Consider the following 20,500-nt stretch of genomic DNA (forward strand, 5'->3'; position numbering starts at 1 on the left):
CTACGACGACGTGCCGGCGGCGCGGGCGAGGTTCGACTCATACTGGTATTTGGCGGAGCGGTACTGCTTCGGCCACGGGATGCCGGTGATGCCGATCTTCGCTGCCTCGTGCAGCGACCAGGCCGGATCGGCGAGGTGCGGGCGCGCCACGGCGCACAGGTCCGCACGGCCGGCCGCGATGATCGAGTTGGCGTGGTCCGCTTCCGAGATCGCCCCCACGGCGATGGTGGGGATGTGGATTTCGTTGCGGATCTTGTCCGAGAACGGCGTCTGGAACAGGCGGCCGTAGACCGGCTTCTCCTCCTTCCACACCTGCCCGGACGAGCAGTCGATGAGATCCGCGCCGGCCTCTTTGAACAGCCGTGCGAAAATCGCCGCGTCGTCCGGCGTGTTGCCGCCCTCGAACCAGTCGTGGCAGGACAGGCGCACTGAGATCGGCCTGTCAGCCGGCCAGACGGCGCGCACGGCCGCGAATACTTCCAGCGGATAGCGGGCGCGGTTCTCGTGGCTGCCGCCGTATTCATCCTCGCGCCGGTTGGTGAGCGGCGACAGGAAGCTCGACAGCAGATAGCCGTGCGCGACGTGCAGCTCCAGCCAGTCGGCGCCGGTGGCGGCGGCAAGCTCGGCGGCGCGCACGAAATCCGCCTTCACGCGGTCCATGTCGGCGCGGTCCATGGCCTTCGGCACCTGGCTGTGCGGCAGGTAGGGCAGGGCGGAGGCGGAGAACAGCGGCCAGCCGCCTTCTTCCGTCGCGGGATCGCCGTCGAGCGGCTGGTCGATGCCGTCCCAGGCCCGTTTGGTCGCACCCTTGCGGCCGGCGTGGCCGAGCTGGATGCCGACCTTGGCATCGCTGTAGCCGTGGACGAAGTCCACCAGCCGACGCCAGCCCGCGGCCTGTTCCTCATTCCACAGGCCGAGGCAGCCGGGGGTGATGCGCGCATCCGGCGACACGCAGGTCATCTCCGCGAAGACGAGCCCGGCGCCGCCCATGGCGCGCGCGCCCAGATGCGTCAGGTGGAAGTCGTCGACGAGGCCGTTCGTCGCCGAATACATGGCCATGGGCGAGACGACGATGCGGTTCGCAAGCGTGACGCCGCGCACGGTATAGGGCGTGAACATGGGCGGCAGCGCCCGCGCGTCGTCTGCCACGTTGAGCCCCGTCCGGCGCGCGAACCAGCGCTCGTAGCCTTCGAGCCACTGCCTGTCGCGCAGGCGCAGGTTCTCGTGGCTGATGCGCTGGGAGCGGGTGAGCATGGAATACATGAACTGCTCGGGCTCCAGCGTATCCGCATAGCGGCGGCCGACGACCTCGAACCACTCCATGGCGTTGCGGGCTGCGTTCTGGATGCGCGCCACGTCGACGCGCCGCACTTCCTCATAGGCGTCCAGCACGGCGGGAATAGTCTCCTTGCCGTGGCCGAACTTCTCGAACTGGCGGGTGAGTTCGATGGCGTCGTCGATGGCGAGCTTGGTGCCGGAGCCGATGGCGAAATGGGCCGTGTGCGCCGCGTCGCCCATCAGCACGACGTGGGACTGGCCGTTGAAATGGCTCCATTTGCCGCAGATGAGGCGGTTGAAGTTGAGCCAGGCCGAGCCGCGCAGATGGCGGGCGTTGGTCATCAGCCTCGCGCCGTCGAGCACCTCCGCGAACAGTTTTTCGCAGAAATCGATCGAACCCTGCTGGTCGAGCTGCCCAAGGCCGTGCGCCTCATAGGCCTCCTCGGTGGTCTCGATGATGAAGGTCGAGGTTTTGTCGTCGAACTTGTAAATGTGCGCCTGGAACCAGCCGTGCTCGGTCTTGCGAAAGTCGAAGGTGAAGGCGTCGTAGAGCTTGTCGGTGCCGAGCCAGATGTAGCGGTTGGGCCGCACCACGAGATCGGGCTGGAACACGTCGGCGTAGTGGTTGCGGATCTTCGAGTTGACGCCGTCGGCGGCGATGATGAGATCGGCGTCGGGGAATTCGAGATCGCTCTCGACATCGGTCTCGAACACCAGTTCGACGCCCAGGTCCTCGCAGCGCTTCTGCAGGATATTGAGCAGGCGCTTGCGGCCGATGCCGACGAAGCCGTGGCCGGTGGTGCGCTGGCGGGTGCCCTTGAACAGCACCTCGATGTCGTCCCAATGGTTGAAGGCGTCCTCGATGTCGCCGGCGCTTTCGGGGTCCCACGTCTTCATGGATTCCATGGTGGCGTCGGAGAAGACGACGCCCCAGCCGAACGTGTCGTACGGCCTGTTGCGTTCGACCACGGAGATGCGGTGTTCCGGATGGAGCTTCTTCATGAGAAGCCCGAAATAGAGCCCAGCCGGCCCTCCGCCGATACTGACAATGCGCATGGGAACGGTCCTCCTGCTTTGATGGTTCCCTGTCCGGAGCTATTATTTTAATGTTAAAGTAATGGCCTGAAACGCGCCGTGTCAAGCGCCAAATCCGTCCTCGGGAGCGGTCGACGTGCAGCTTTTCAACCTGCGGCAGAGGCGGACATTGTTTTTCCGGGATAATTTAAGTATGAAGTAAAGCGGACATGGAGAAACAGGATCGGGTTGTGGACGCCACGGAAGACAATGGCAGCGTATTGATCGATGCCGAGTTCAAGGTGCACGAGAATCCGCATGCGCACCGGACGGAGCTGCGGCTGTGGCTGCGGCTGCTGACCTGCGCCAACATGATCGAGACGGAGATTCGCAAGCGCCTGCGCGAGCGGTTTGCCACCACGCTGCCGCGCTTCGACCTGATGGCGCAGCTTGAGCGCGCGCCGGACGGCATGCTGCTGGGCGAACTGTCGCGGCGGATGATGGTGTCGAACGGCAACCTGACCGGCCTCGTGGAGCGGCTTGTGCAGGAGCAGCTCGTCGAGCGACAGGTGAGTGAGACCGATCGCCGTGCGGCGATCGTGCGCCTCACTCCGCGTGGCCACGCCGTCTTCGCGACCATGGCCGCCGAACACAGCGAATGGATCGCGGAACTCGTCGGGGACCTCGACAGCAAGGAGCAGGACGCCCTCTGGCTGCAGCTCGGAGCGCTGAAGGCGTCGGTCCTGCGTGCCACCGCGCAGGTGGGCGGCAAGGACTGATCAGCTGCCCGCCGGTTTCGTGCCGTCGACAGAAGGCGGCATCGGGATGGCGTTTTCTGCCTCATAAATATGCATCATCATATAATTGTAGGCGCTCCATTCACAGGTGCGGCACTGATATTGCTCAATTTTAAGCTGAAATCATATTTGTTAAAAACCCGATTGACAGCCCTTCAATGTATATCATATGATTTTGCAGATTTATAAAATCATAAAGTCCGTTGACGGACGGGGGATGAGGTTATGGCTGAGCGTTCTTTTGCGCGCGAGGTGGAGGACCTGAAGCTCGGTGCCGGCGAGGTGTTCAGGGGCGAGGGGATCCTCGCCATCACCAAGGCATTGCTGCAATCCGGGGTCGGTTATGTCGGCGGCTATCAGGGGTCGCCCATCTCGCATCTGATGGATGTGCTGGCGGATGCCAAGGACGTCATGGAGGAACTCGGCGTCCATTTCGAGACGTCGGCCTCGGAGGCGACCGCCGCCGCCATGCTGGCGGCCTCCGTCATGTATCCCGTGCGCGGGGCGGTGACGTGGAAATCGACAGCCGGCACCAATGTCGCCTCCGATGCGCTTTCCAACCTCGCCTCGGGCGGGGTCACGGGCGGCGCGCTCGTCATCATCGGCGAGGACTACGGCGAGGGTTCCTCCATCATGCAGGAGCGCAGTCACGCCTTTGCGATGAAATCGCAGATGTGGCTGCTCAATCCTCGCCCCAACCTGCCATCCATCGTGCAGGCGGTGGAAGACGGTTTCGAGCTGTCGGAGGTCTCGAACACCCCGGTGATGCTGCAGGTGGGCATCCGCAGCTGCCACATGCATGGCCAGTTCGTCGCCAAGGACAACAGGCGCCCGCAATACACGCTGCGGCAGGCGCTGGAAAACCCCTCGCGCGATGTCAACCGCATCGTGCTGCCGCCCGCCTCCTTCCTGCACGAGAAGGAAAAGATCGAGCAGCGCTGGCCGGCAGCCGTCGCGTTCGTCAGAAACCGCAAGCTCAACGAGCATTTCGGCCCGCAGACAGGCGATGTCGGCATCATCGTATTGGGCGGCCTGTATAATTCGCTGCTGCGCACATTGCAGCAACTCGGGCTCGCCGACGTCTACGGCAATTCCGCCATCCCGCTCTACGTGCTCAACGTCGCCTACCCGCTGGTGGACGACGAGGTGGCGGAATTCTGCGTGGGCAAGAAGGCCGTGCTGATGGTCGAGGAGGGCGCGCCCGAGTATATCGAGCAGTCGCTGCACACCATCCTGCGCCGGCGGGATATCCGGACGCATCTCTCCGGCAAGGATGTGCTGCCCATCGGCGGCGAGTACACCGCGCCCGTCCTGATGCAGGGCCTCAGCGCTTTCTTCGAGGCGCAGGCACCGCACCTGCTCGGCAACCGCCCGCCGGTGCCGGACCCATCCCCGGTTCTCGCCGACAAACGCATCAAGGCCCTTGCGGAAGTGGTGCCGCCGCGCCCGGCCGGATTCTGCACGGGTTGTCCGGAGCGCCCTATCTTCGCCGCGATGAAGCTCGTGGAGAAGGAACTCGGGCCGCACCACATCTCGGCCGATATCGGCTGCCACCTGTTCTCGATCCTGCCCCCTTTCAATCTCGGCGCGACGACGATGGGCTATGGCCTCGGGCCGGCCTCGGCCTCGGCCTTCAACGTCGAGGCCGACAAGCGGTCCATCGCGGTGATGGGCGATGGCGGTTTCTGGCACAACGGCCTGACCAGCGGCGTCAGCAATGCCGTGTTCAACAAGCAGGATGGCGTCATCCTCGTCGTGGACAACTACTATTCGGCGGCGACGGGCGGGCAGGACATCATGTCCTCGCGCGCGCGGAACCCGCGCCGCAAGACGAACAACTCCATCGTCAATGCGGTGAAGGGCATCGGCGCGACATGGGTGCGCCAGATCGACCGCACCTATGACGTCGCGCGCCTGCGCGACACCCTGCGCGAGGCGCTGACGACGAAGGAGCCCGGCCCCAAGATCATCGTGGCCTCGTCGGAGTGCATGCTCAACAAGCAGCGGCGCGTCAAGCCGCAGTTCGCGAAGGCGGTGAAGGACGGCAGGCGCATGGTGCGGGAGCGCTTCGGCGTGGATGAGGATGTCTGCACCGGCGATCACGCCTGCATCCGCCTCTCCGGTTGTCCCTCGTTGTCCGTGAAGCATACCGACGACCCGCTGAAGGACGATCCGGTCGCGGCCATCGACAACACCTGCGTGGGCTGCGGCAACTGCGGCGAGGTGTCGGAAGCGGCAGTGTTGTGCCCGTCGTTCTATCGCGCGGACATCATCCACAACCCCACGCGGATCGACCGCTTTCTCGCCGCCGTGCGCGGCAAGGTGATCGGCTGGCTGCAGGCCCGCCGCGAGGCGCATCGCATCGTCTTCGCCGAATAGAACGGTTTGAATTATTGCTGTATCACTGTCCATCGTGAGTACAGTTCTAATTTATACAGTTTATCGCCAACTTGCGTTTAATTAGAGATATAGCTTGAACGCAAACTGCTTTGGGAAGCAGCCATGACCGATATCGTGACGACGGCGGACCGGCACGCGGCCGCCCCCGCGCTGGCCGCCGACAAGCCGCTCGCCATCGCTGTGTTGGCAATGGGCGGGCAGGGCGGCGGCGTGCTCGCCGACTGGATCGTGGCGGTCGCCGAGGAAAACGGCTGGGTCGCGCAGTCGACCTCCGTGCCCGGCGTCGCCCAGCGCACCGGCGCAACCATCTATTACATCGAGGCCATTCCCGCGCGCGAGGGCCGCGAGCCCGTGCTCTCGCTCATGCCCACGCCCGGGGATGTCGATGTCGTCATCGCGGCCGAGCTGATGGAGGCGGGGCGTTCCGTGCTGCGCGGGCTGGTGACGCCGGACCGCACCACCCTGATCGCCTCCACCCATCGCTCCTTCGCCGTGATCGAGAAGGAGAAGCCCGGCGACGGCATCGGCAATCCGACCGTGGTGACCGACGCGACCGATTTCGCCGCCCGGCGCACGATAGCCTTCGACATGGAGACGCTCGCCGTGAAGAACGGCAGCGTGGTGTCGGCGGCGCTGTTCGGTGCGGTGGCGGCCGCCGGCGTTCTGCCGTTTTCGAAAGAGGCGTTCGAGGCGACGATCCGCGCCGGCGGCAAGGGGGTTGAGCCGAGCCTGCGCGCCTTCAACGCTGCCTACGAACGCACGCGGCAAAAGCCCAAGGACACACTGACGGCCACGCCGCCCAAGCGGCTCGACGCACTGCCGGAAACGGCCGGTCACGCGCAACTCGACGCGCTGGTGCGGCGTATCCGGCAGGAGTTCCCGGCCGAGGCGTGGCCGCTGCTCTACGCCGGCGTCCGCAAGCTGACGGACTTCCAGGACCCTGCCTACGCCGACGAGTATCTCGACCGCGTCGCGACGCTTCATGCGCTGGACAGGGAGCACGACGGCGCGGCGCGCGGCCATGCCTTCACCGTGCAGGCGGCGAAATATACGGCCGTGGCAATGGCCTACGACGATGTCATCCGCGTGGCGGATCTCAAGGTACGCGCCTCGCGCTTCGAGCGCGTGCGCCGGGAAGTTGGCGCGAAGGCCGACCAGATCGTCTACACCACCGAATACATGCATCCGCGCATGGAGGAAATCTGCGGCACGCTGCCGAAGGGGTGGGGGGAGTGGATCGAGAACCGGCCCACGCTCTTCGCCCGCCTCGACCGGCTGGTGAACCGCGGGCGGCGCGTGCGCACGGGCACCCTGTTCTGGTTTGCGGGGCTTTACGGCGTCTCCGCCCTGCGGCGCATCCGCCGCAAGACGCTGCGCCATGCGCGCGAAGCGGCGCACCGCGAGGCATGGCTCGCCCTGGCGGCGGACACCATCGCCGCGAACTACGACCTCGCGGTCGAGGTGCTCAACTGCCGCCGGCTGATCAAGGGGTATTCGGATACCCATGCGCGCGGCCACTCGAAATTCGACCGGGTGCTGTCGGTGCTGCCCGTCCTGACCGCGCGGGAGGACGGCGCTGCCTGGTTGCGGCGCCTGCGGCAGGCGGCCTTGCTGGATGAAGAAGGCGTCGCGCTCGATGGCGCGTTGAAGACTGTCGCCACGCTCTGACGGTGGCCGGCGTCCGTTTCACACAATCAGAACAGGAAGAGGGAATTGCCATGAAAGTCGTCGTTATCGGCGGGGGCAACGGCTCCTACGCGGCCGTTGCGGATCTGGTGGAGGCGGGGCATGACGTGCGCTGGTGGCGCCGCGACCGGGCCAGCTTCGAGGATATCCTGAAGGCGGGCGGCATCACCGTCACCGACCATGCCGGCAGCCGCAAGATCGCCATAACGCCCACCGACGACCTCGCCGCCGCGCTCGACAGCGCCGCGCTCATCCTCGCGCCCACGCCCGCTTTTGCGCAGGAAGACATCGCGGCTGCGCTGGCGCCGCATCTCGTCGACGGACAGGTGATCTATCTGCCGCCGGGCACTTTCGGTTCCTACATCATGCTGCGGCGCATCCGCGAGCACGGATCGAAGGCCGATGTCGCCATCGCGGAAACCGGCACGCTGCCATGGCTGGCGCGCAAGCAGGGGCCGCTCGAAGTGCGCATCACCACCCGCGCCTCGCGCCTGCCCACAGGCGTGCTGCCCGCGCGTCTCACGGACCACGCGATCGCCGTCATCGGTGAGGCGTTCCCGGGCGCCATCGAGCCTGTGGAGGATGCGCTCTCGGGCGCGCTCATGAACGCCGGGCCGATCATCCATCCGCCGCTCATCCTCATGAACGCCGGCCCCATCGAGCATTTCGACCGCTGGGACATCCACAACGAAGGCACGCAGCCCGCCATCCGCCGCACCCATACGGCGCTCGACAACGAACGCATCGCGGTGCGCGAGGCGCTGGGCTACGGCGCGCCGCATTTCCCGCTCGCGGACCACTACGAGACCAGCAACTGGATGTACGGCAACCTCGCACACGACAAGCTGGTCGATTCCGGCGACTGGCACGAGTCCCTCGATCTGAAGACGCACCGCTACATGCAGGAGGACGTCGGGCTCGGCCTTGCCTTCCTCGTCTCCGTGGGCGGCTGGGCGGGCGTGCCGACACCGGTCGCCGCCGGCCTGCTGGCGGTTGCCTCCGCCGTGGCGGAAACGGATTTCCGCAACGAGGGCCGCACGTTCGAGAACCTCGGCCTCGCCGGGCTCGACGGGGCGCAACTGCGGGAAATCCTGCGCGAGGGCCTGTCGTGAGCAGAGAGATCGTCGCCTGCATCGGCGCGGGGCGCATGGGGCGCGGCATCGCGCAGAGCGTGGCCTACGGCGGCCATGAAATCCGCCTGCTCGACGCGCGTGCGCGCGACGGGGAGGCCTTCGGCAAGCTCGCCGGCGAGGTTGAGGCTGAAATCCGGCAAGGGCTTGCTGCACTTGCCGATCTCGGCGCCTTCGACGGCGCGGCCATCCCCGCGATCCTTGGCCGCGTCACCGTCTGGCCGCTCGACCGTGCGGCCGAGGCGGTCGAGGGGGCCGCGATCGTGTTCGAGGGCGTGCCTGAGGTGCGGGAGGCGAAGGCCGCGGCCTTCGCCCTGTTCGACGCGCACGCGGATGCGGACGCCATACTGGCTTCCACGACGTCGACCATGCTGTCGACCGATCTGGCGCAGCTGACGCGGCGGCCGGGCTCATTCCTGAATGCGCACTGGCTGAACCCGGCATTCCTGATGCCGCTCGTCGAACTCAGCCCCTGCGAGGAAACGGACGAGGACGTCCTTGCGCGCCTGCGCGCGTTTCTGGAACGCCTCGGCAAGGTGCCCGTCGTCTGCAAGGCGTCGCCCGGCTACATCGTGCCGCGCATCCAGGCGCTGGCGATGAACGAGGCGGCGCGTCTCGTCGAGGAGGGCGTGGCAAGCGCGGAAGATGTCGACAAGGCTGTGACCTACGGCTTCGGCCTGCGTTTCGCGGTGCTCGGCCTGCTCGAATTCATCGATTGGGGTGGCGGCGACATCCTCTATTACGCGAGCAATTATCTGGCGCAGGCGTTCGACGACGACAGGTTCGCGCCGCCCGGCATCGTGCGTGAGAACATGGAGGCGGGCCGGATCGGCCTCAAATCCGGGGCGGGCTTTTTCGACTACGCCGGGGTCGATGTCGATGCGTATCGCCGCCGGCGCATGGCGGCGTTCGTCAGCGCGCTCGGCGCGAACGGGCTGCTGCGGCCGCCGGCGGCGAACGAGACCTGATCAGCCGCCCAGGTTCCGGGTGTTCTGCAATATCCGATGCAGGATGGCGACGAAGTGACGGTATTCGCTTTCGTCGATACCGTCGAACATCTGCCGGAACATCTTGTACATGTTCGGCCACAACTGCTCGAAGGCGGCGCGTCCCTCGGCCGTGATGGTAATATCACGGATGCGCATGTCCTCCGGACGCGGGGTGCGGCGGATGTATCCTTGCGCCTCCAGCGAGTCGAGCGTGCGGCTCATGCTCGACTGCTCGGTGACGGCGAATACCGACAGTTCGTTGATCGTCAGCGACGGCGCGACGGAGAGGATGGCGAGCACCCGCATCTTCACCGTCGTGATGCCGAGCGCCTTCAGCTCGTCCGACAGGCTGGCGTTCCAGCGCGCGATGACGCGGTTCATCAGGTAGGGCGCGAACTGGTTCAGGCCGATCTCGCCGATGGTCGGCAAGACCGTGTCATCCTCCTGCGAACGAAGAACTGTTCCCGCAAACCGATCCTGCATAGATGCCCGCTTCCACTGACCTTAGAGCGCGTTCCGATCAGATGGAATCATCTGATCGGAACGCGCTCAAAATAAGGAACCTGGTATCTGTCCTGTCTCAACGTAAACAGGACAGATACCAGGTTGCCTGAGCGCCATCCGGCCCGGGACGGTCGGATGATTCCATCCGATGGACGAGCGCCCTGACGAGACTGATATGGCAGCATTTTCGAGCCTGCACAATCGTCATCGGCACGGGCGCGTTGCGGCGGATGTTCTCAGCGGCGCACCTGATAGCCCGCTTCTTCCCTGTCCCAGACGCCGGGCACGCGCCCTTCATCGCGCAGGGCGAACTTGCGGATCTTGCCGTTTTCCGTGAGCGGCATCTCCGCCACGACCCGCACGAAGCGCGGCACCGCGAAATAGGGCAGCTTGCCCTCGCAATGCATGACGATATCGAGCGGCGACAGGGCATTGGCCTGCTTGAGGACCACGGCGACGGCCACCTCGTCCTCGCCGAGTTCCGATGGCAGCGGATAGGCCGCGCAGGCCTCGATGGCCGGGTGGGCGAGCAGCGTCTGCTCCACCTCCCACGACGAGATGTTCTCGCCCCGCCGCCGGATGGCGTCCTTGGTGCGGTCGATGAAGCGGTAGTGGCCGTCCTTCTCGCGCACGACCCTGTCGCCGGTGTGGAACCACAGGTTGCGCCACGCTTCCACCGTCTTGTCGGGCATGCCGAAATAGCCCGTGGCGAAGGCGAAGGGTTCGAGCGCACGCAGGATCAGCTCACCCGCCTCACCGTCCGGCACGGGCGTATCGTCCTCGTCGACGACGCGCGCCTCCATGCCGTCGATCAGGTAGCCCATGGTGCCGGGATGGTCGGAGGGGATCGGACTGCCGAAGACGAAATTCGTTTCCGTGGAGCCATAGGCGTCGAGCAGCGGCACGCCGAAGCGCTCCTGAAACGGACCGTGGAACCGGCCGGGAACGCCGCCGCCAAGCGCCGCGCGGATGGCATGGTCGCGGTCGCCGGGCTCGGGCGGGCGCGAGAGCAGGATGGCCGCCATCGCCCCGAGCAGATAGGTGACGGTGGCGCCGTGCTCGCGCGCGCTGTTCCAGAAGCCCGACGCCGAAAACTTCGGCAGGATGACAAAGCGGCAACCGTGCAGCAGCGCCTGAAAGAAGGTGTTGAGCGCGTTGGTGTGGAACAGCGGCAGGGTGGTGAACAGCACGTCGTCCGCCGTCAGGCCGAAAGCTCTGCCGGTGTTGACGCCCCACCAGAACATCTGCGCATGCGGGCAGCAGACGCCCTTCGACGGCCCCGTGGTGCCGGAGGTGTAGAGGATGGCGATCGTGTCGCCGGGTCGCAGCGCCGCCGCCTCCGCGCGCTCGCCGGGCACGGGCAGCGGCTGCAGCGCCAGCCCCTTGCCGGTGGTGTCCTGCGTGCCGTCGAGCGTCCAGATGAGGTCCGGCACCGGCCCGCCCGCCTCGATGCCCGACTGCAGGGAGGGCAGCAATGCATGGTCGATGACCAGCAGCTTCGCGCCGGAATTCGTCAGGATATGCGCAAGCTGCACGCCCTTCGAGGCCGTGTTGATCGGCACGGCGATGGCGCCGAGCCAGGCGCAGCCGAGAAAAACCTGCAGGAACTCAAGCCGGTTGGCGGCCATGATCGCAACCCGGTCGCCCCTCGCGATGCCGGCGTCGAGCAGTGCGCCCGCGGATGCCGCCGCGAGCTGCTCGACTTGCGCGAAGCTCAGCGTCGTATCCGCGAAAGTGACGAACGGCCGCTCGCCGAGAGCAGCCGCCCGGCGGGCGAGAAGGATCGGCAGGGTGCGTTCCGCAGGCATAAACTCGTCCGCGAGTGCCGCTCCGGCCGGCAGTGCAGGATTGCTGTTCGGATTGCTCAATCGTCCCTCCCGGACCTTGCGTCCGCGCTCAATTGTTGGTGTCCGTGCACGATATTATATATTTAAAATTTTTGAAATACCCTCTATCGTCGCCACAACCAGAGCATCCGACAACCGGAGGGGAACCATGGCTTCGATCGCGTCTCCATTCGCGGCTTTCGCCGCATCCGTGCTGCGCACGCCTGACGCGCCGTTTCTGACTGCGCCGGCGAGCGCGGGGTTGAGCTACGCGCCGGACGGCTTCCGCATCACCTATGGTGCGCTTTTCGCCGAGGTAGAGCAGCTGCGGGCGCGCTACCGGGCCGCGGGCTACGGGCGGGGAACGCGCGTCGCGCTGCTGCTGGACAACCGGCCGGATTTCTTCGCGCACTGGCTGGCGCTCAATGCGCTCGGTGCGTCCATCGTGCCGCTCAATCCCGATCTGCGGGCGGACGAAATGACGTTCCAGCTCTCGCTGTCGCGGGCGCAACTCCTCGTCGCCGCGCGCGAACGCATGGAGGGCATGCGCGGCGTCGATCTGGCGCAGGCGCGTCTGATCGACGCCGGCGACGCCATTCCCGCCGCGCAGGCCGACATCCGGGACGCGGCGGAGCCGGTGGAGGACGACGAATGCGCGCTGCTCTTCACCTCCGGCAGCACAGGCCGGCCCAAAGGATGCATCCTCTCGAACCGCTATTTCATGCAGCTCTCCGAATGGTACGTGACGCAGGGCGGCATCGCCTCCCTGACACCGGGCGAGGAGGTCGTGCTGACGCCGCTGCCCATGTTCCACATGAACGCGCTCGGCTGCAGCGCGGTCGGCATGATGCGCATCGGCGGCGCGGTGGTACCGCTCGACCGGTTCTCCGCCCGCCGCTGGTGGGCAAGCGTGGCGGACAGCGGCGCGACGGTGGTGCATTGCCTCGGCGTCATTCCCGCCATCCTGCTGGAACTGCCTGTCTCGCCCGATGAGCGCCGCCATCAGGTAAAGTTCGCGTTGGCGCCGGGGGTCGACACGAACCACCGCGCGGCCTTCGAGGCGCGTTACGGCATCCCCATCGTCGAGGCATGGGCGATGACGGAAACGGGCGGCGCCGCCGTCACCTCGACCGCAGGCGAGGGCAGTGCCTTCGGTCCACGCTGCATCGGCAGGCCTGTGCCCTCCATGGACTATCGCCTTGTCGACGATGCCGGCGCCGATGTCGCGCCCGGTCAGCCGGGGGAACTGCTGGTGCGCGCCCGTGGCAGCAATCCCCGGCGGGGTTTTTTCAGCGGCTACCTCGACGATCCGCAGGCGACGGAGGACGCATGGGCGGACGGCTGGTTTCACACCGGTGATGTCGTCCATGGCGATGACAAGGGATTGCTGTATTTCTTCGACCGCAAGAAAAGCATCGTCCGCCGCAGCGGCGAGAACATCGCCGTGCTGGAGGTCGAATCCGCGCTCAACCGGCTGCCGGGCGTCGAAACCAGCGCCGTCGCGCCTGTGCCCGATCCGCTGCGCGGGGAGGAGGTGTTCGCCTTCATCGTCGCGGCGGGATCGGGAGCGCGGGATATCGCGCTCGCGCAGGCCATCCTCGAACAGGTGTCGCAGACGCTGGCCTATCACAAGCTGCCCGGCTACATCGCCTTCGTCGACGCCCTGCCGCTCGCCGCAACCCGCAAACTCGCACGCGGCGTCATCAAGGAAAACGCCGCGCATGCCGTCGAAGGCGGCTCGGCCTTCGACTTGCGGGTGCTTAAGGGCGCGTTCCGGGCCCGTTAGAGCGCGTTCCGATCAGATGGAATCGTCTGATCGAAAAGCGCTCTGGCCCGGCAGGCGCGCCGGCTTTTCATCAGTCCAGCGCCTTGCCGAGCAGGTATCCGGAGCCGCCGCCGAGGCCCGGGCCCGGATGGGTGGCCGCGCCGATGTGGTAGAGGCTGCGCACATGGGTCGCGTGGTTGATTGTGGTGCCGAGCGGTCGCCAGATGAAGAATTGGTCGATGCCGCAATACCCGCCGTAGGGGTCGCCGCCGACCAGATTGACGTTCAGCGCTTCGAGATCGGCGGGTGAATAGCTCTTGCGTGCGATGACCGCGCTGTCGAAATTCTCGATGTGCCGGCGCAGGATGGCCTCGACACGATCGGCGAACCGCTCGCGGATCGCGTCGGTCCAGCGGCCGTCGCTTTCCGTCGCGATTTCGCCGGCGGCATCGCCCTTGATGCGGCGCGGTGCTTCGGGCAATTGCAGCCAGAGGATGGCCTGTCCCTCAGGTGCGCGGCCGGGATCGAGCGCCGTCGGCTGGCCGACGCAGATGGTCGGCACGGCCGGCAGCAGGCCGCGCTCGGCCTCGTTGGCGGCGCGGGACACACCGTCGAGCCCGGGTGTCAGGTGGATCAGCGCTACGTCGTCGAGCCCGGCGCCCTTCCATTTCGGTTTTTCGCGCAAGGCGTAGTGGATTTGCATGTCGCCCTTGCCGTAGCGGTAGCGGGCTACACCTTCGGTCACCGCCTGTGGAACGGGCTGGCCGGCCAGCAGCTTGCCGTAGAGCTGGGACGGCGCGACCGAACAGATGACGCCCTTCGCGGCGGTGAGCGTCCCGCCATCGGCGAGGCGTACGCCCCGGGCGGTGTTGGCGCCGTCCACCGTCACGCTGATGACCTCCGCGTCGGTGCGCACGGTGCCGCCCTGTTCGGCGATCAGCCCCTCGAAAGCGCGCACGGCGTTGATCGCGCCGCCCCGGACGATCGGCGCTCCCGCCGCCTCCAGCGCGAAGCCGATGACCTTGACCATCTCGCCCGAATAGGTGCTCTCGGGGTTCAGCCCGCAATGCAGCACCCAGGGCGCGAAAAGGCCCTGCACGAGGTCCGACCGGTAGCGCGTTTCGAGATAGGGCCGGGCAGGGATGAGTGCCTCGCCGAAAAAGGCGGCCAGGCCGCGCAGGCCGCGCTTCCATGCCTCTCTTGCGACCGTCTTCAGCATGTCGAGCGACCACAGCCGCCCGCCGAGCAGGCCGAAGACGAAGCCGGCATCGGCGCCGAAACGGTCCATTTCCTGCTGGAAGGCTTCTCCATCCGCCGGATTGGCGGCGGTGAAGGCAGCGATGTTCCCGGCCCTGTCCGTGCTCAGCACGAGATGGCGCCCGTCGGGCAGCACAACCGCCGTGGGGTTCCGCGTGTTGCAGAACTCCAGCCCATGCCGGGCAAGATCGGCGCCGATGGCGGCGTAGGCCGGCGACGTGGTGAACAGAACGAAAGTTGTTGCCATCACGTCGTGGATGAAGCCGGGCGCGGTGATCGCCTCGGTGCGCAGGCAGCCTCCCGCGGCCGCCTCGCGCTCCAGCACCAGCACCCTGTTGCCCTTCTTGCCCAGCATCGCAGCGGCGACGAGGGCGTTGATGCCGCCCCCGACGATGATATAGTCCGCGTCGGCCATCCCTCGCTCTCCTGATCTGATCTATGGCTCAGCCGCGCGGAACCAGCGCGATGGCGCGCACCGGGCTGCCGGTGCCGCCGACAATCTTGAGCGGCGTCACCACAAGCAGCGCGCCTGTCGCGGGCAACCTGTCTAGATTGACAAGGCTCGCGAGGCCATAGCTGCCGACGCCGAGCAGCAGGTTGTGCGCGGGGAACGGCGGATCGAACGTGGCGGCGTTGCCCGCATCGGTGCCGACGCATTCCGTGCCGAAGCCGAGCACGCCCTTCTCCACCAGGTACTGCACCGCGTCGACGCTGGGGCCGGGCGTGTGGGAGCCGTTGTCGTCGGTGTTGAGGAACGCCTCGGTGCTGCTGTTGCGCGGGTACCAGTCCGAGCGCAGCAGCACCCACGCGCCCTTAGGGATGGCGCCGTGTTCCGCCTCCCAGCCCCTGATGTCGTCGGCGCTGAGCAGGAAATCGGGATCGGCGGCCACTTCCTGCGAGCGGTCGATCACGACGGCGGGTGCCACGAAGTGCTGTACCGGCACGGTGTCCGTGGTGTTGTCCGGCAAGTCCTTGCCGGAAACCCAGTGCGAGGGCGCATCGAAATGGGTGCCGGTATGTTCGCCAAGCTCCAGCCAGTTCCAGGCCCACCAGGGCCCGTCCTGATCGTAGGCGGAGATCTTGTGGATCGCGACCTTGGGCGTATTCCGCGCGAAATCCGGCGGCAGATGCAGGATCGGCGTATCCGGGCCGAGCGTAGCCGTGAGGTCGACGATCTCTATCGTGCCCGCGGTGAGGGCGGCTGCGAGATCGGCCAGGTTCCGTTGCGCCGGGGTCTGCCGAGTGTTGTCTTGCTGCGTGCTCATGTTCCACCTCTTTGTGATTTCTGGGTTTCTGGCGATTTCGAGGAATCCCGGCCTCTTTCCGCCGACCCGTTGCAGTTGAAAGCATATCCGGAAAACCGGGCAAGGAAAGATATTTTATATTCAAAGCATCTGTCGGGATCGAGAGCCGTCAGATGCGGGCGGGTGAGTGCACAAACTGCTTGTCAGCCGTCGACGCGCACTATAAATTTAAGCTTAAACAATATGACGGGAACATCTTTTACATCGGGATATAACGGGGAGGCAGCCGCCTATGGCTTCGGAACGCCCTCTTGCCCGCTATGCACGCTTCAGCACCACGGCCGTGGATGAAGCCAGGGAGCAGGTTGCAAAGGTTTACTGCGATCATCGTCTTGACCTTCTCGGTGGCGCACGCCGGCTCGGTGCCTGGCAGAACATGGCGCGCCTGGGTTCGATGAGCGTCGGCGCGATGAGCTACGGCGCCGACGTGGAGATCGCCCCCGGCCGGCTCGGGGATTTCTATCTCCTGATGCTGCCCTATGCCGGCGCGGCAGACATTCAGCACGGCCGGCGGCAGGCAGTTGCGACAAGCCATTGCGGCACTTTGCTCAATCCCGACGATCCAACGCGCATGCGCTGGTCCGCGGATTGCGACAAGCTCATGGTGCGCATCGACCGGCAGGCGCTGGAGCGGCAGCTCTCCGGCATGTTGGGCGGCGCCCCGGCCAGGGGCATCTCCTTCGATCTCGCCATGCCGCTGCGCGGCGCGATGGCGCGGTGGTGGCGCACCGTCGGCCTGCTGGCCGAGGATCTCGATGCATCGCCGCATGGCCGTGCCTCCCTCGCTGTCAGCCTGTACGAATCCCTGCTGCTCGTGAGCTTGCTGGAGCACCAGCCCAGCAATTACAGCGATCGCCTTTCCGCCCGCTGCGCCGGCATCGCGCCGCGCCACGTACGCAACGTCGAGGCCTATATCGAGGCCAATGCCGACAAGCCCCTCACCATCGACGACCTCGTGGCCGTCAGCGGCGTGAGCAGCCGCGCGCTGTTTGAGGGCTTCCGCCGCTTTCGCGGCGTCTCGCCTCTCGCCTACGTTCGCACGGTGCGCATGCGTATGGTGCGTGAACGGCTGCTCAATCCGCAGGACGGCGACACCGTCACCTCCGTCGCCACCGACTGGGGCTTCTACCAGCTCGGCCGCTTCGCCGCGCAATACCGGCAGATGTTCGGCGAAACGCCGTCCCAGACCTTGCGCCGGTGCTGACACGGACCGCCGGCGGCGGGATCAGCGCACGCTGCCGCTGCCGCCGGTCAGTTCCGCGATGGCCTGGCCCGCGCCTTCCGGTCCCAGCGCCGTGTAGCCGCCGTCTACCTTGAGTTCGGAGCCGGTGGTGAAGCTTGCCTCGTCCGACAGCAGGAACAGCACGCCCGCCGCCACTTCGGCGCCGCGGCCGACCCGCCCGAGCACGTGGTACTTCCCGCCCACGCGGTCGGCCTTTTCCTGATCGTTGCCGGACAGGCCGGCGATGGGATCGCTCCATATCCAGCCCGCGATCACGGTGTTGGCGCGGATACCGTCCGTCGCGTAATCCAGCGCCTGCGAACGGGTGAGATGCAGGATCGCGGCCTTGGAAACCGGATAGGTCCAGCGGCCGGATTGCGCCGCGTACGCGCTGATCGATGAGATGTTGACGATGGCGCCCCTCGTCTTGGCCAGATGCGGCCGTGCCTTCTCGCTCAGCAGTGCGCTTGAGACGACGTTCGTATTGAGTGTGTTGAGCCACGACTCGCGGCTGCTCGCCGCGCCGTCGTCGTCATAGACAGCCGCGTTGTTGACGACGAAATCCAGCCGTCCGAGCGCGGCGGCTGCGGCCACCAGCGCATCGAGGTCCTCGTCCCTGCGGATGTCGGCCGCGACATAGCGCACCTTGTCGCCCAGTTCGCGGGCGATGGCCTCGCCGGCTTCCTTGCCGCGCGCGCCGATGACCACTGTCACGCCGGCCGCGGCCAGCGCCTTTGTGATGTCCAGCCCGATGCTGGCCGCGCCGCCGGTGACGATGGCGACTTTTCCGTTCAAGCCTGACATTGGCATGCTTCCCCTGAATTCTGATTGTTGCGTGTCATTATGGCCGTCCCGTCATGCCGCCTGTTCCAGGAATGCATCGGCGGCATGCGGATCGGCAATGATGGGGAAAAAGGTGCGCGGGTCGTTGAAGCCGTTCACGAACCAGTGCGCCACGCGCGGGTCGTGCTGGGCGGCACCCAGCAGCTTCTGCAGATTGTCCGTGGGCGGCAGCAGGGTGCCGTTCGTCCACTCTACCACGAACCGTGCGTAATCCCAGTAGCGCTCGAAGGCGCCCTGCATGAAGGCGGCGTCGAACGGCCGGTCGCCGTGGTCGAGGATCGCCGCGAGGTAGGCGGCAGCGGCATGGCTGGCGTTGTTCGATCCCTGCCCGGTGATGGGATCGTTGAGGCACACGGAATCGCCCATGCCGAGCGCGAGCCCGCCGCACGGCAACGTCAGGACCGGCCTGCGCACGGTCGGCGGGAAACGGCCGGCGAGAACGCCGAGGTCGTCCGTCAGCACGCAGTCCTTGCTGCGTTCGTATTCGCCCGGCACGAACTCCCGGAGGATGCGCAGGCTTTCCGCGAGATGTTCCTGCGGGCTCCCGACGCTGGCCCAGTTGTCCATCGGCCCGCCGATGGCGCCCTCGAAGACCATGATCTCACAGGCGCCGCTCAGGGTAAGCGCGGGGAAGACGAAGTATTCGCCGATGCCGGGCATGAAGTTGAAGTTGACGGCCGTATGCTCCTGGCGCGGGCGCATGCCGTGCACGTAGGTCAGCGCGAGCGATCGTTGCGGCTTGTCGAAGCGCGAGCGGGTATCGTCCCGCTGGAACAGCTTGCCGATCTCGCCCTTGCCGGAGGCGACGATCACGAGGTCGCTTTCCTTGTGCAGCGCCTCCAGTTCGGGAATGCCGACGTCGGCTATGCGCAGTTCCCCGCCCGCCGCGACGAATGCATCCATCCAGCGGGGCATCTTGAGCCGCTGGTCGATGGCCTGCGCCGGGGCATTCAGCCGGGACGACCACTTCATGACGTTTCCGCCGCCGGGGCCGAGCAGGGCGAACTGGATACCCTCGACCGGCACCTCGCCGTCCCAGAAATCGAGGCCGATGTCGCGCTCGTTCTGCAGCGCGCGGTCGAACATGCATTGGCTGGAGGTGACACGTCCGTTGCGGATCTGCTCGCCGGTCTGGTTGGAGGTAATCACCACCTCGTAGCCGTGTTTGAGCAGCCCGACGCCGAGCTGCAGTCCGGCCTGGCCCGCGCCGACGATAGCGATTTTCGACATTTCTTCCTCTCTGTTATGGTTTTCAGTCATAAGAAAGTGAAAAATAGTACCGTTAGAGACTATGCGGGGAGCGCGGCGGCTGTGCGAAAATTGCGGAATATTGCGATGATCCCGCGCTGCGGCCGCGACATCTGTCCGGAGGTGTCGGCCGGACATGCCGCGCAAAAGCATGCGGCGCCCGGTGTCGCCCGGGCGCCGTTCGTCTGCAGCCGTTGATGACCGTGGCGCGCTATTCGAAGTGGTGGACGTAGCGCAGCACGTATCGTTGTCCTTCCGGCCGGTTGCGCGCGGCAAACTCGTGGTAACCGTTGACGAACAGGAAGTTGTTCTTGTCGAAGCCGTAGACCGCGCCGGGGCCCAGCGCCCATACGCGCTCCTTGCTGCCGGGTTGGCTCAGGCCGTTCACCCGCGTGTTCGTGGTCTGCTGGAGCCAGTAGCCGTTGAGCCCGACCCGCAGCTTCTCCGTCACCGCGTATTCGGTGGCGAAGTTCGCGTGTACGGCCTGCCCGGCGCGCGTATTGACCGTGCCGATGCCGTGGGACAGCGCCGGATCGGTGTTGGTGTCGTTCCACAGGTAGTGCAGCCGGGCGGAAACCGTCCATTTCGGCGTGATGAAGAACGTGCCGGCGATATAGGGATTGAAGGACCAGAAGTTCGCCCCCGGATTGACCGCCGCGGTCCGGTCGTAGTGTCCGGTCGGCGCAATGAACTGGGCCTCGATGCGGGCAACGAAGCGCGGGCCGTTCGCGCCCATGATCGGGTCGAACTGGTAGAACGGGCCGATGACGATGTCTGCCATCCCCCGCTCCGCCCGGAGCGCCGCTCCGCCGAGGCCGTCGTCGGTGTCCGCTCCCAGCACATAGGGGACGAGGAGGCTGACGCCGAACGCGCCCGGCCCGAGCTTCGCCGGGGAAAGATACATGAACTGCGTTATGCCCGCGAAGATCGAAACATCCTGCTTGGGGAGCGCGAGGCGGTTGCCCTGGCTGTCGGTGAGCCTGTTCGCCGTGTAGTACTGGAAGTACTGTGCCGCGTACCAGCCCGGTCCCGAGGGCGGTGCGCCGTCCAGAAAACTGGTCAGGCCGAGGTTGACGGTCGGCAGATCGTTGGCACGAAGCTCGGGAACCGCAAGAACCGAAAAAGCGCAGGTCAGGCCTATGCAAAGCCGGCGGCGGAACTTCCCCACGGACCCTGCTTTGCTTGCCTCGCGCCTGAAATCCAATAGCATGTTTGCCCCTCTGGTCGTTGATATTGA

At 66.1% G+C, this 20,500-nt stretch carries 15 protein-coding genes; 7 read left to right on the forward strand and 8 right to left on the reverse strand.

Annotation, left to right across the window (positions count from 1 at the left end; all coding sequences use genetic code 11):
- Complete coding sequence (locus ACFFJ7_RS00735) at positions 1-2,334, reverse strand: bifunctional salicylyl-CoA 5-hydroxylase/oxidoreductase (RefSeq protein WP_377590270.1); 2,334 nt, start codon at positions 2,332-2,334, stop codon at positions 1-3.
- Between the two features lie 188 nt (positions 2,335-2,522).
- Between ACFFJ7_RS00735 and ACFFJ7_RS00740 the strand changes: the two genes are divergently transcribed.
- The 5 genes from ACFFJ7_RS00740 (at position 2,523) to ACFFJ7_RS00760 (ending at position 9,273) form a co-directional block, all read left to right on the forward strand.
- The gene (locus tag ACFFJ7_RS00740) at positions 2,523-3,071 is read left to right on the forward strand and encodes a MarR family winged helix-turn-helix transcriptional regulator (RefSeq protein ID WP_166953713.1); all 549 of its coding nucleotides are present in this window, start codon (positions 2,523-2,525) and stop codon (positions 3,069-3,071) included.
- 243 nt (positions 3,072-3,314) lie between these two features.
- A complete protein-coding gene (locus tag ACFFJ7_RS00745; RefSeq protein WP_166953714.1) occupies positions 3,315-5,468 on the forward strand; it encodes a ferredoxin family protein in 2,154 nt (717 codons plus the stop codon).
- Positions 5,469-5,591: 123 nt separating this feature from the next.
- Complete coding sequence (locus tag ACFFJ7_RS00750; RefSeq protein ID WP_377590273.1) at positions 5,592-7,157, forward strand: indolepyruvate oxidoreductase subunit beta family protein; 1,566 nt, start codon at positions 5,592-5,594, stop codon at positions 7,155-7,157.
- A gap of 50 nt (positions 7,158-7,207) precedes the next feature.
- Positions 7,208-8,287, forward strand: a complete 1,080-nt coding sequence (locus ACFFJ7_RS00755; protein WP_377590275.1) for an NAD/NADP octopine/nopaline dehydrogenase family protein — start codon at positions 7,208-7,210, stop codon at positions 8,285-8,287.
- A complete protein-coding gene (locus ACFFJ7_RS00760) occupies positions 8,284-9,273 on the forward strand; it encodes a 3-hydroxybutyryl-CoA dehydrogenase (RefSeq protein ID WP_377590277.1) in 990 nt (329 codons plus the stop codon). The genes ACFFJ7_RS00755 and ACFFJ7_RS00760 overlap by 4 nt, the downstream gene beginning before the upstream one ends.
- Here the strand turns inward: ACFFJ7_RS00760 and ACFFJ7_RS00765 are convergent, their stop codons facing one another.
- Together ACFFJ7_RS00765 and ACFFJ7_RS00770 are read right to left on the reverse strand one after the other, a co-directional pair.
- Positions 9,274-9,777 carry a MarR family winged helix-turn-helix transcriptional regulator gene (locus ACFFJ7_RS00765; protein WP_166953718.1) on the reverse strand — a complete coding sequence of 168 codons (504 nt, stop codon included), beginning with the start codon at positions 9,775-9,777 and terminating at the stop codon, positions 9,274-9,276.
- A 257-nt stretch (positions 9,778-10,034) separates the two neighbouring features.
- Entirely contained in the window at positions 10,035-11,666 is a 1,632-nt protein-coding gene (locus ACFFJ7_RS00770) for an ATP-dependent acyl-CoA ligase (RefSeq protein ID WP_377590279.1), read from the reverse strand.
- Between the two features lie 127 nt (positions 11,667-11,793).
- Here ACFFJ7_RS00770 and ACFFJ7_RS00775 point away from each other — a divergent pair, with 127 nt between their 5' ends.
- A complete protein-coding gene (locus ACFFJ7_RS00775; RefSeq protein ID WP_377590281.1) occupies positions 11,794-13,410 on the forward strand; it encodes an AMP-binding protein in 1,617 nt (538 codons plus the stop codon).
- A 70-nt stretch (positions 13,411-13,480) separates the two neighbouring features.
- Here the strand turns inward: ACFFJ7_RS00775 and ACFFJ7_RS00780 are convergent, their stop codons facing one another.
- Entirely contained in the window at positions 13,481-15,061 is a 1,581-nt protein-coding gene (locus tag ACFFJ7_RS00780; protein WP_377590283.1) for a phytoene desaturase family protein, read from the reverse strand.
- A gap of 28 nt (positions 15,062-15,089) precedes the next feature.
- Entirely contained in the window at positions 15,090-15,911 is an 822-nt protein-coding gene (locus ACFFJ7_RS00785) for a cyclase family protein (protein WP_377590285.1), read from the reverse strand.
- Between the two features lie 271 nt (positions 15,912-16,182).
- Here ACFFJ7_RS00785 and ACFFJ7_RS00790 point away from each other — a divergent pair, with 271 nt between their 5' ends.
- Positions 16,183-17,154 carry an AraC family transcriptional regulator gene (locus ACFFJ7_RS00790; protein ID WP_377590287.1) on the forward strand — a complete coding sequence of 324 codons (972 nt, stop codon included), beginning with the start codon at positions 16,183-16,185 and terminating at the stop codon, positions 17,152-17,154.
- A gap of 21 nt (positions 17,155-17,175) precedes the next feature.
- Here the strand turns inward: ACFFJ7_RS00790 and ACFFJ7_RS00795 are convergent, their stop codons facing one another.
- From ACFFJ7_RS00795 to ACFFJ7_RS00805, 3 genes are all read right to left on the reverse strand, one after another.
- On the reverse strand, positions 17,176-17,976 hold the full coding sequence (locus ACFFJ7_RS00795) for an SDR family oxidoreductase (protein WP_377590289.1): 801 nt from the start codon (positions 17,974-17,976) through the stop codon (positions 17,176-17,178).
- 51 nt (positions 17,977-18,027) lie between these two features.
- Positions 18,028-19,245 carry a styrene monooxygenase/indole monooxygenase family protein gene (locus ACFFJ7_RS00800; protein ID WP_377590291.1) on the reverse strand — a complete coding sequence of 406 codons (1,218 nt, stop codon included), beginning with the start codon at positions 19,243-19,245 and terminating at the stop codon, positions 18,028-18,030.
- Between the two features lie 229 nt (positions 19,246-19,474).
- Complete coding sequence (locus tag ACFFJ7_RS00805) at positions 19,475-20,473, reverse strand: SphA family protein (protein WP_377590293.1); 999 nt, start codon at positions 20,471-20,473, stop codon at positions 19,475-19,477.
- Positions 20,474-20,500 lie beyond the last annotated feature (27 nt).

Origin of the sequence: Pseudochelatococcus lubricantis, assembly GCF_042432495.1 — a bacterium.
Classification (GTDB): Bacteria; Pseudomonadota; Alphaproteobacteria; order Rhizobiales; family Beijerinckiaceae; genus Pseudochelatococcus; species Pseudochelatococcus lubricantis.